This is a genomic window from Vibrio sp. OPT20, assembly GCF_963889365.1.
In the GTDB taxonomy this organism is placed as follows: Bacteria; Pseudomonadota; Gammaproteobacteria; order Enterobacterales; family Vibrionaceae; genus Vibrio; species Vibrio splendidus.
This window is the reverse complement of record NZ_CAWPOA010000031.1, coordinates 836,714-848,201: the sequence shown is the minus strand read 5'-3', so window position 1 is coordinate 848,201 and position 11,488 is coordinate 836,714. Positions and strand designations below refer to the sequence as shown.

The 11,488-nt window shown below is 44.0% G+C and carries 8 protein-coding genes; 5 read left to right on the top strand and 3 right to left on the bottom strand.

Annotated elements, in window-relative coordinates; translation table 11 throughout:
* Positions 1-198: 198 nt before the first annotated feature.
* Positions 199-2,886 carry a DNA topoisomerase (ATP-hydrolyzing) subunit A gene (gene gyrA, locus AACR09_RS04950; RefSeq protein ID WP_004733368.1) on the bottom strand — a complete coding sequence of 896 codons (2,688 nt, stop codon included), beginning with the start codon at positions 2,884-2,886 and terminating at the stop codon, positions 199-201.
* 258 nt (positions 2,887-3,144) lie between these two features.
* On the opposite strand from gyrA, the gene ubiG reads away from it, so the two are divergent.
* The 4 genes from ubiG (at position 3,145) to yfaE (ending at position 8,192) form a co-directional block, all read left to right on the top strand.
* A complete protein-coding gene (ubiG, locus tag AACR09_RS04945; protein WP_193836086.1) occupies positions 3,145-3,888 on the top strand; it encodes a bifunctional 2-polyprenyl-6-hydroxyphenol methylase/3-demethylubiquinol 3-O-methyltransferase UbiG in 744 nt (247 codons plus the stop codon).
* 508 nt (positions 3,889-4,396) lie between these two features.
* Positions 4,397-6,679 (top strand): class 1a ribonucleoside-diphosphate reductase subunit alpha, encoded by a 2,283-nt coding sequence (gene nrdA, locus AACR09_RS04940; protein WP_004733366.1) that lies wholly within the window; start codon positions 4,397-4,399, stop codon positions 6,677-6,679.
* A 101-nt stretch (positions 6,680-6,780) separates the two neighbouring features.
* The gene (gene nrdB, locus AACR09_RS04935) at positions 6,781-7,914 is read left to right on the top strand and encodes a class Ia ribonucleoside-diphosphate reductase subunit beta (protein ID WP_004733365.1); all 1,134 of its coding nucleotides are present in this window, start codon (positions 6,781-6,783) and stop codon (positions 7,912-7,914) included.
* Entirely contained in the window at positions 7,914-8,192 is a 279-nt protein-coding gene (gene yfaE / locus AACR09_RS04930; RefSeq protein ID WP_193836084.1) for a class I ribonucleotide reductase maintenance protein YfaE, read from the top strand. Before nrdB ends, yfaE begins: the two co-directional genes overlap by 1 nt.
* Before the next feature lie 178 nt (positions 8,193-8,370).
* Here the strand turns inward: yfaE and napF are convergent, their stop codons facing one another.
* Positions 8,371-8,883 carry a ferredoxin-type protein NapF gene (napF, locus tag AACR09_RS04925; protein ID WP_017078715.1) on the bottom strand — a complete coding sequence of 171 codons (513 nt, stop codon included), beginning with the start codon at positions 8,881-8,883 and terminating at the stop codon, positions 8,371-8,373.
* A complete protein-coding gene (locus tag AACR09_RS04920; protein ID WP_193836083.1) occupies positions 8,883-9,449 on the bottom strand; it encodes a TorD/DmsD family molecular chaperone in 567 nt (188 codons plus the stop codon). The genes napF and AACR09_RS04920 overlap by 1 nt, the downstream gene beginning before the upstream one ends.
* Before the next feature lie 198 nt (positions 9,450-9,647).
* Here AACR09_RS04920 and AACR09_RS04915 point away from each other — a divergent pair.
* On the top strand, positions 9,648-11,488 hold a 1,841-nt coding region (locus AACR09_RS04915), incomplete at its 3' end, for a DMSO/selenate family reductase complex A subunit (RefSeq protein ID WP_228010930.1).

The following is an 11,488-nucleotide window of genomic DNA, read 5'->3' as shown; positions in this document are numbered from 1 at the left end:
CACACTCCTCTTTTATTCCCCTCTACTCTATCGTTTTCATCTCCTCGCTATATTGATCAAGGTTTAGCTATCGATATTTTGACGATCACAGTTCAACGATAAAGTCAGAGCAAGATCCACACATAGCAGGCAATAAAAAACCGAGCACTTAGGCTCGGTTTTTTCATTGGTAAGCTAAATTACTTAACGTAATCGAGATTACTCAGTGTCTTGCTCGCTATCACTTTCAGAGTCAGAAGCATCTGATGCTTGCTCTTCACTTGATTCAGAAACGACCGTTCCTTCTGCATTAACTGTTTCTGCGTTTACTGCGTCAGCATTTGCTTCTTCAGTTTCTTCGCCTTCAACAATCTCAGCTTCTTCTACTTCGTCGATACGTTGTAGACCTACAACATTCTCGTCTTCAGCAGTACGAATCAGTGTTACACCTTGAGTGTTACGACCAACTTGGCTTACTTCCGCTACGCGAGTACGTACTAGTGTACCTGCATCGGTGATCATCATCATTTCATCGCCTTCTTCAACCTGAACAGCACCAACAACTGGGCCATTACGATCAGAGACTTTGATAGATACTACACCTTGCGTTGCACGGCCTTTCGTTGGGTATTCAGCCAACTCAGTACGCTTACCGTAACCGTTTTGAGTCACAGTTAGGATATCGCCTTCGTTTGAAGGAACAATCAGTGAAACCACTTGATCGTCTTCTGGGAGCTTCATACCACGAACACCAGAGGCAGTACGACCCATTGGACGTACTTTGTCCTCGTTAAAGCGAACAACCTTGCCCGATTTAGAGAACAGCATGATGTCGCTATTACCATCAGTAATATCAACGCCAATCAGTGAATCATCGTCACGTAGGTTAACTGCGATTAGGCCGTTAGCACGTACGTTTGCGAATTGATCCAGTGATGTCTTCTTAACTGTACCGTCGCCTGTTGCCATGAAGATGAATTTCTCGTTTGAGAATTCAGAAACAGGCAGGATAGCCGTAATACGCTCACCTTCTTCTAGAGGAAGAATGTTAACGATAGGCTTACCACGAGCTGTACGGCTCGCTTGCGGCAATTGGTAAACTTTCAGGCGGTACGTTTTACCACGAGTAGAGAAACATAAGATGTTATCGTGAGTATTAGCAACAAGCAGACGCTCAATGTAATCCTCATCTTTCATCTTAGTTGCACTCTTACCTTTACCACCACGACGCTGAGCTTCGTAGTCGCTTAGGATTTGGTACTTAACGTAACCTGCGTTAGAAAGCGTTACTACAACGTCTTCTTGAGCAATTAGCTCTTCCATGTCGATGTCATGAACCGCTGCTGTGATTTCTGTACGACGCTCGTCGCCATAGATATCACGTACCGCTTCAAGTTCTTCACGGATCACTTCCATCAAACGCTCAGTGCTTGCAAGAATATGCATTAGCTCAGCGATCTCTTCTAGAAGTGCTTTGTACTCGTCTAGAATCTTCTCGTGCTCAAGGCCAGTTAGGCGGTGAAGACGAAGTTCTAGAATAGCTTGCGCTTGAGTTTCCGTTAGGAAGTATTGACCATCACGGATACCGTATTGGTCTTCAAGCCAATCTGGACGAGCTGCATCAGTACCAGCACGTTCAAGCATTGATGCTACGTTACCAAGATCCCAACCACGAGATACTAGACCAACTTTAGCTTCTGCTGGTGTTGGTGCGTTCTTGATCAGTTCAATGATTTCATCAATGTTTGCAAGCGCTAAAGATAGAGCTTCCAAGATATGTGCACGGTCGCGCGCTTTCTTCAATTCGAAGATAGTACGACGTGTCACAACTTCACGACGGTGATCAACAAAACACTTCAACATATCTTTAATGTTGAAAAGTTGTGGTTGGCCATTGTTCAGAGCAACCATGTTGATGCCGAAAGTTGTTTGCAGTTGAGTCTGTGAGTAAAGGTTGTTTAGTACAACTTCACCGACAGCATCACGCTTACATTCAATAACAATACGCATACCATCTTTATCAGATTCGTCACGCAGTGCACTGATGCCTTCAACTTTCTTGTCTTTTACAAGTTCTGCAATCTTCTCGATCAGACGAGCTTTGTTCACTTGATATGGAATTTCAGTAACGATAATTGTTTCTTTACCGTTCTTTTCCATTTCAATGTTCGCTCGTGAGCGCATGTAAACTTTGCCACGACCAGTCTTATATGCATCAACAATGCCCTTACGGCCACTGATTAATGCTGCTGTCGGGAAGTCTGGACCCGGGATGTAGTCCATTAGCTCATCAATAGTGATGTCTTCATTATTGATAAATGCTAAACAGCCATCAACAACTTCGCCAAGGTTATGTGGCGGGATGTTGGTAGCCATACCTACTGCGATACCAGAAGCACCGTTAACCAATAGGTTTGGTATTTTTGTTGGTAAAACTGCTGGTATTTGCTCGGTTCCATCATAGTTAGGAACGAAGTCAACCGTATCTTTATCAAGATCCGTTAATAGCTCACCAGCTATTTTTGACATACGAACTTCGGTATAACGCATTGCCGCAGCTGAATCGCCGTCAACCGAACCAAAGTTACCTTGGCCATCGACTAACATATAGCGTAGTGAAAACGGCTGAGCCATACGAACAATTGACTCGTATACCGCACTATCACCGTGTGGGTGATATTTACCGATTACATCGCCTACTACACGAGCAGACTTTTTATATGCTTTGTTCCAATCATTACCTAATACATTCATCGCGAACAAAACGCGGCGGTGTACTGGTTTTAGGCCATCACGCACATCTGGAAGGGCACGACCAACGATGACGGACATCGCGTAGTCTAGGTATGAACCTCTAAGCTCATCTTCAATATTTACGGGCGTGATCTCTTTCGCTAGATCGCTCATAGAGCCATTTTCCCTCTATAGTCAGATCGTATTTTTGAATACGTATAAGACCGAAAAATATAACACAAATTTACCTACGGAGGCATCACTTTCCCTCTCCTTTTACCATCTTGTGACCCTTGTAGCCAATCTATTGATGAGAAATTGCACCTCAGCGTCATATCTTGCTGAAACATGGTCACTTTACACCCAATAAACTAGCAAAATTGTAGATCTTCTGGTCAGCAGGAAAAGGCAAGTTATAATGCCTGCAATTTCATGGATGCATTATTTAACTTGGAAATGCCGATTATGACTAAATCACAGAACGTAGACCCAGCAGAAATCAAAAAATTCGAAGACATGGCGTCGCGCTGGTGGGATCTAGAAGGCGAGTTTAAGCCACTACATCAAATCAATCCGTTGCGCTTAAATTACGTGCTAGAGAAAACCGAAGGCCTTTTTGGTAAGAAAGTTCTCGATGTTGGCTGCGGCGGCGGTATTCTGGCTGAAAGCATGGCTGTCGAGGGTGCGGTAGTCACCGGACTAGATATGGGTAAAGAACCGCTAGAAGTCGCTCGTCTGCACGCATTAGAAACCGGCACCAAGCTCGATTACATCCAAAGCACCATTGAAGACCATGCAGAGCAACACCCACACACTTACGATGTGGTGACGTGCATGGAAATGTTAGAGCACGTTCCTGACCCACAGTCGGTTATCTCGGCTTGTTCAAAATTAGTGAAACCGGGCGGCCATGTGTTCTTCTCAACATTGAACCGTAACTTTAAGTCTTACCTGTTCGCTATTGTTGGTGCAGAGAAGTTACTTAAGATTGTGCCAGAAGGTACTCACGACCACGAAAAGTTCATTCGCCCTGCTGAGCTTATCAAAATGGTTGATAACACTCCGCTTCAAGAACTAGGGATTACAGGACTGCACTATAACCCGTTAACGAACACCTACCGTTTAGGCCAAAAAGTCGATGTGAACTACATCGTTCACACTCAAAACTTGGGCTAAAAAATATCGGTAGCCCTACCGTAAAATATTTTGTAAAAAAGACGAATGAAAAGAGTTGCAATTACCATAAGTTTGCGACTTTTTTCAGTCTAAATTTCGTGCGCTAGCTTCCATTTTGACCACCTCGATTTAAATTTAATCGTCCAAAATCCATTGCCTATTTTACCCAAAGATCAAGGGATTTTTTTTTATAGGCGTGCAAAAATAAAGCATCCTTAAAAGGCGACTTTTGTACAATCAAGTCACGTCTAACGTCATCAGTTAGTGGTCACTTACAGTTTTTTTTCAATCCACCACTTATCCACAAGCAACCCAATTTCTTTACCTTGAAAAATATCAGTTGTAGCACTATCTTGTAACCCAACAAACAAATGACCCCTATATGTTGTGTTTGAACTACAATATATGGGTAGACCAAGATCACAAAGCCGAAACGTAATTTACAAAAATTACACAGAAATACACAAAAACACGGCCTTGTTCAGTTTTGTTAGGGAAATTAAGCAGAATGAACCAACAACTTACTGTTACCAAGCGTAACGGGCGCAAAGAAACGATCGATTTAGAGAAAATCCATCGAGTGATCACATGGGCAGCTGAAGGCTTGCACAATGTTTCTGTATCACAAGTAGAATTGAAAGCTCACATTCAGTTTTACGATGGCATTACCACGACTGACATTCATGAGACAATCATCAAGTCAGCAGCGGATTTAATCTCTGAAGAAACTCCTGATTACCAATATCTAGCAGCACGTCTGTCAGTGTTCCACCTACGTAAAAAAGCGTACGGTGAATACGAGCCGCCTGCACTTTATGACCACGTTGCAAAACTGGTTGATATGGGTAAATACGATAGCCACCTAATGGAAGACTACACGAAAGCTGAATTCGAAGAGCTTGACGCGTACATCGACCACAAGCGTGACTTGAACTTTTCTTACGCGGCGGTTAAGCAGCTTGAAGGTAAATACTTCGTGCAGAACCGTGTAACAAAAGAAATCTACGAGAGTGCTCAGTTCCTTTACATCCTAGTTGCTGCGTGTTTATTCGGTAAATACCCGAAATCAACTCGTCTTGACTACATCAAACGTTTTTACGACGCCTCGTCTACGTTTAAGATTTCTCTACCTACACCAATTATGTCTGGTGTACGTACGCCTACTCGTCAATTCAGTTCATGTGTACTGATTGAGTGTGGTGACAGCCTTGATTCTATCAACGCAACAGCAAGCTCTATTGTTCGTTACGTATCTCAACGTGCTGGTATTGGTATCAACGCAGGTCGTATCCGTGCGCTTGGTTCTGAAATCCGTAATGGTGAAGCGTTCCACACTGGCTGTATCCCTTTCTACAAATACTTCCAAACAGCTGTTAAATGTTGTTCTCAAGGTGGTGTTCGTGGCGGTGCAGCAACGGTGTTCTACCCACTATGGCACGGTGAAGTTCAGTCTCTATTAGTACTGAAAAACAACCGCGGCGTTGAAGAGAACCGTGTTCGTCACATGGACTACGGCGTACAGCTGAACAAGCTTATGTACTCTCGTCTTGTTCAAGGTGGCAACATCAGCCTGTTCTCACCTTCTGACGTACCTGGCCTTTACGACGCGTTCTTCGAAAACCAAGAGCGTTTTGAAGCACTTTACGTGAAGTACGAAAACGATCCTTCAGTGAAGCGTGAAACGGTTAAAGCCGTTGAGCTTTTCTCTCTGCTAATGCAAGAGCGTGCTTCTACTGGTCGTATCTACATTCAGAACGTTGACCACTGTAATACACACAGCCCGTTTGATTCTGAAGTAGCACCTGTTCGTCAATCGAACCTATGTTTAGAAATCGCGCTACCAACTAAGCCGCTTTCTAACGTAGAAGATGACGAAGGTGAGATTGCACTATGTACGCTTTCAGCGTTTAACCTAGGCGCAATCAACGAGCTAGACGATCTGGCTGAACTTTCTGAACTGGTTGTTCGTGCTCTAGATGCACTACTTGATTACCAAGACTACCCGCTTCCAGCAGCACGTAAGTCGACAATGAACCGTCGCACTCTAGGTGTGGGTGTAATCAACTACGCATACTACCTAGCGAAGAATGGTGTTAAGTACTCTGATGGCAGTGCAAATGGCCTGACTCACCGTACTTTTGAAGCAATTCAATACCACTTGCTAAAAGCGTCTGTTGAGCTAGCGAAAGAGCAAGGCCGTTGCCCATCTTTCCACGAGACCAACTACGCGAAAGGCCTACTGCCAATCGATACTTACAAAAAAGATATCGACTTAGTATGTGAAGAGCCGCTGCACTACGATTGGGACACGCTACGTGAAGAGATCATGGAGCACGGTCTACGTAACTCTACGCTAACAGCGCTTATGCCTTCTGAGACTTCGTCTCAAATCTCGAACGCGACTAATGGTATAGAGCCACCACGTGGTTATGTATCAGTGAAAGCGTCGAAAGACGGCATCCTGAAGCAAGTTGTTCCAGATTTCCTAAATCTTAAAGACAACTACGAGCTACTTTGGAACATTGGTACTAACGACGGTTACCTGCACTTAGTGGGTATCATGCAAAAATTCGTTGACCAAGCTATCTCTGCAAACACTAACTATGATCCAAGTGTTTACGACAGCGGTAAGGTTCCGATGAAGCAGCTGCTTAAAGACTTGCTAACAGCGTACAAGTACGGTGTTAAGACGCTTTACTACCATAACACTCGTGATGGTGCTAAAGACGACCAAGGCGACGCAGTTCAAGTGCCGGAAGAAGATTGTGAAGGCGGCGGTTGTAAGATCTAAACCGCAATAAACATTAAGACCCCAGAGAAGTTATCTTCTCTGGGTTTAAAGCATTAACAGGGTCCGTTTTATTGCGGGTCTTTAAAGGATTTGAGGCATTTATGGCTTACAGTACTTTTTCTCAACAAAAAAATGACCAACTAAAAGAACCAATGTTCTTGGGTCAGTCGGTAAACGTTGCACGTTACGACCAACAGAAATTCGAAATCTTCGAAAAGTTGATCGAAAAGCAGCTTTCTTTCTTCTGGCGTCCAGAAGAAGTAGACGTGTCTAGCGACCGTATCGACTACAACAAGCTTCCAGAGCATGAAAAGCACATCTTCATCTCTAACCTGAAGTACCAAACGCTTCTAGATTCAATCCAAGGCCGCAGCCCTAACGTTGCCCTACTTCCTTTGGTATCACTGCCAGAAGTTGAAACTTGGATTGAGACTTGGTCATTCTCTGAAACGATTCACTCTCGTTCATACACGCACATCATCCGTAACATCGTGAATGATCCAGGCGTAGTATTTGACGACATCGTTGAAAACGAAGAGATCCTGAAACGTGCGAAAGACATCGCGTTTTACTACGATGATTTGATCAAGCTGACGGCTGACTACCACCGCTACGGTGAAGGCAACCACAACATCAACGGCGAAGACGTTAAGATTTCACTTCATGACCTGAAGAAGAAGCTTTACGTATGCCTAATGTCTGTAAATGCACTGGAAGCGATTCGTTTCTACGTAAGCTTTGCATGTTCATTTGCATTCGCAGAGCGTGAGCTAATGGAAGGTAACGCGAAGATCATCAAGCTAATCGCTCGTGATGAAGCACTTCACCTTACTGGTACACAGCACATGATCAACTTGCTACGTAATGGCCAAGATGACTTCGAATTCATGCAGATCGCTGAAGAGTGTAAGCAAGAGTGTTTCGACCTATTCAAAGAAGCGGCTGAGCAAGAAAAAGAGTGGGCAGAATACCTATTCAAAGATGGTTCTATGATTGGTCTAAACAAAGATATTCTTTGCCAATACGTTGAGTACATCACTAACATCCGTATGCAGGCTGTTGGTCTAGGTACCGCTTACCCAGAAGCAACGTCGAACCCAATTCCATGGATCAACGCTTGGTTGTCTTCAGATAACGTTCAAGTTGCTCCACAAGAAGCTGAAATCAGTTCTTACCTAGTTGGCCAAATCGACAACGAAGTAAAAGCTGACGACTTTGAAGGGTTTGAGCTGTAATGCCAACAATCAAAATCAACAAGCTGACTTCTATTGAATCTAACCCTTCAAATACTCTATTGGAAACAATGGAACAAGCAGGGTTAGAGCCAGAATACAACTGCCGAGATGGCCACTGTGGCGCTTGCCGCTGTACGTTGGATTCTGGTGAAGTCGAGTACGTTGGTTTTGCTATGGCTTACACACAAGCCAATGAAATTTTGCCATGCATCTGCAAAGCAAAAACTGAGTTATCGCTGAATAACGTTATTCATAGAAGCAAGCAAAAACGCGCATAAGCAACTGGCTTTAGGTCGCTTTGCTCGAATAACTTCAATAAGAACTAAAAAGGGTCCGCTTCCTCTAGGAATGCGGACCCTTTTTTATTTATGTCTTTAGGTATCTGAGACGACTCGCCTCTCACTCAACCAAAGCCTTTCTGCTAACTTGCTGCCACAAAGCCAAACCAGACGTTTACTACTGAATAAGGTTCAAAGTCACTGAGCCAATGTAACAAGCGCTTCGGCACTCTCCACAGCCGTTACACTTATCTTTGTCCACCGTAGGCAACTCCCCTGCTTCGATTTGAATCGCACTTGCTGAACAAGCGGTTTGGCACGCATTACAATCCATTTGCATGTAGTTGTTACAGCTATCCGCAAAGCTAGGCTTGAGGTCTATATAAGGCGTGACCGTTGGATGAAGCGCGCCAGTCGGACACACTTCAGTGCATTTGTTACACATAGAACAACTGTTGTAATCCAAATTCAGCAGCGCACTGCCCTCTAGCATCTCAATAACGCTATTCGGACACGCTTGCTCACACAATCCACAACCGTCGCAAAGACGCTCAAACAGCACCTCATCGACCGCTCTTGGCGGCCTTGCATGCGAGCGTTGTGACTTCTCTTCATAATTCGCGGCGGCTTTAACCGGTTTAGAAAGTCGAGTTAAGAAACCGCGTCTATTTGAATTTATTTGTTCAGACATTAATCGATATATAACTTTTTAGGAACAACGTTTATTTTATATTCAGATGTTAGGTATTTAAGCCAATCTATTACATCAGTTGATAGCTTCTTATAAAAAGATAGTTCTGATGCTGTATTTAATTTTTCCAAATAAACAGAAGACCAAGTTAATAAATGGAACCCCAACAATTCACGCGCTGAATCAATATTATTATTCTCTAACAAATACGCATGGGCGAATAACATTAAACCAAATTGATCTTCCGGTTCTCTTAAGCCCGTGTCTAATTCAATCTGATTCAATTCTAAAAACTGTCGATACTCTACAGTAGAAGCACCGAACACAACGCGGTCTTTATCTAGGTAAACAGATCCCCAAGGCGGAGCTGGCATGTCGCCAACGCCTTCAAACAGACGGCTGAACTCCGCTGAGAGTGCATCTTCGTCTTCACTTCTCAATGCCTGCAAGCATTCTTCAGAGAGCACTTTACTCTCCACCAAAGCTTCGACAATGGTGATCAACTGTTCTTTACTTGTCGCTTGATAAAATAGCGAACCCAATAATTTATGCGTATCGATAATCATTATTATTTATACCGTTATAGGTTTAAAGATAATTATATTAATAAATACATTTCATTCTTTGATCCATTTTATACATTCGATTCATAACATTTAAATTTCGCTCTTATTTGATGCCAATCAATCAATATTTAAAAATTAAAAGACAAAAACAAAACTACCTATAAAGTGCTAGTCATCAATAACAATAGGCATCTTAGAATGACGAATAAGAAAGAATCTGGGGTAATGAATCTTACTCGAAGAGGCTTCATGAAGGCTTCTTCTGCAGTAGGCAGCGCAGCTGCACTCGCAGGCGGTATTGCGTTACCTTTCAAATCCAAACCCGTAGCGGCTGCGGTTGCTGAGAATGTGGATGAGAAAATCGTATGGAGTGCATGTACAGTAAACTGTGGCTCTCGCTGCCCATTACGTATGCATGTACAAAACGGTGAAATCAAATACGTAGAAACAGACAACACAGGTACTGACGAATACGGTCATCACCAAGTTCGTGCTTGTCTACGTGGTCGCTCTATGCGCCGCCGTGTTTACAACCCAGATCGCCTGAAATACCCAATGAAACGTGTTGGTAAACGTGGTGAAGGCAAGTTTAAACGTATTAGTTGGGAAGAGGCTTACGACGAAGTAGCTGGCACCATGCAACGTCTTATCAAAGACTACGGTAACGACACCATCTACCTAAATTACGGCACAGGTACGCTGGGCGGTACGGTAACTAAGTCTTGGCCACCAGCACAAACGCTGATTGCTCGTCTAATGAACTTAAGTGGTGGTTACCTAAACCATTACGGTGATTACTCAACGGCGCAAATCGCGAAAGGCTTGAGCTACACCTACGGTGGTTGGGCAAACAACAACTCTTTCTCTGACCTAGAGAACACCAAGCTTAATATCCAATTTGGTAACAACCCTGCCGAGACACGCATGTCTGGTGGCGGTCTGATCCACCACTATGTAGAAAGCAAAAACAAGTCGAACGCAAGAACAATCATTATCGACCCTCGCTACACCGATACTGCCGGTGGCCGTGAAGATCAATGGATCCCAATCCGTCCTTCTACAGATGCGGCCTTGGTTGCTGGTCTTGCGCACGTGATGATCACTGAAGACCTTGTCGACCAACCGTTCCTAGACAAATACTGCGTAGGTTACGACGAGAAGACACTGCCGGCATCGGCGCCTAAAAACAGCGACTACAAATCTTACATCCTAGGTTTAGGTGAAGATGGCGTAGAGAAGACACCAGAATGGGCTTCTAAGATCACCGGTATTCCCGTTGATACTATCGTCAAGCTTGGCCGTGAAATGGGCACAGCAAAACCGTGCGCAATCCACCAAGGCTGGGGCCTGCAACGTACTGCGAACGGTGAGCTAGCGTGTCGTGCAATCGCAATGCTGTCATTACTAACCGGTTCTGTGGGTGTGTCTGGCGGTTCAACAGGCGCTCGTGAAAGTGACATCAACATTCCGTTTGTTCGCTTCCCTACTGTGCCAAACCCAGTTGAAACGTCTATTTCAATGTTCATGTGGACAGACGCGATTTACCGTCACCATGAAATGACCGACATCACTGACGGTGTTCGCGGTGCAGAGCGCCTTAAGAACCCAATCAAGATGATCTGGAACTACGCAGGTAACTGCATCATCAACCAACACTCAGACATCAACAAGACTCACGCGATTCTTCAAGATGAAAGTGCGTGTGAAATGATTGTTGTGGTTGATAACCATATGACTTCTTCAGCAAAATACGCCGATATCATCCTGCCAGATTTAACAACGTCTGAGCAAGACGACTGGTGTATGGATGGTAAAGCAGCGAATATGCCTTACTTCATCTACGCGCAGAAAGCGATCGAACCTCAGTTCGAAGCGAAATCTATCTATGAAATGTGCTCTCAGTTGGCTAAGCGTATGGGCGTCGAAAAAGAGTTCACAGAAGGCCGAACTCAAGAACAATGGATTGAGCATCTTTACGCTGAAACTCGTAAGAACGATCCAACACTGCCAACCTTCGAAGAGATGAAAGATCTAGGCAT

Bases quoted from the DNA above. Each gene is read 5' to 3' on its own strand.
- nrdA (WP_004733366.1), top strand. From the start codon at position 4,397: ATGAACCAACAACTTACTGTTACCAAGCGTAACGGGCGCAAAGAAACG.
- ubiG (WP_193836086.1), top strand. From the start codon at position 3,145: ATGGATGCATTATTTAACTTGGAAATGCCGATTATGACTAAATCACAG.
- napF (WP_017078715.1), bottom strand. From the start codon at position 8,883: ATGTCTGAACAAATAAATTCAAATAGACGCGGTTTCTTAACTCGACTT.
- gyrA (WP_004733368.1), bottom strand. From the start codon at position 2,886: ATGAGCGATCTAGCGAAAGAGATCACGCCCGTAAATATTGAAGATGAG.
- yfaE (WP_193836084.1), top strand. From the start codon at position 7,914: ATGCCAACAATCAAAATCAACAAGCTGACTTCTATTGAATCTAACCCT.
- AACR09_RS04920 (WP_193836083.1), bottom strand. From the start codon at position 9,449: ATGATTATCGATACGCATAAATTATTGGGTTCGCTATTTTATCAAGCG.
- nrdB (WP_004733365.1), top strand. From the start codon at position 6,781: ATGGCTTACAGTACTTTTTCTCAACAAAAAAATGACCAACTAAAAGAA.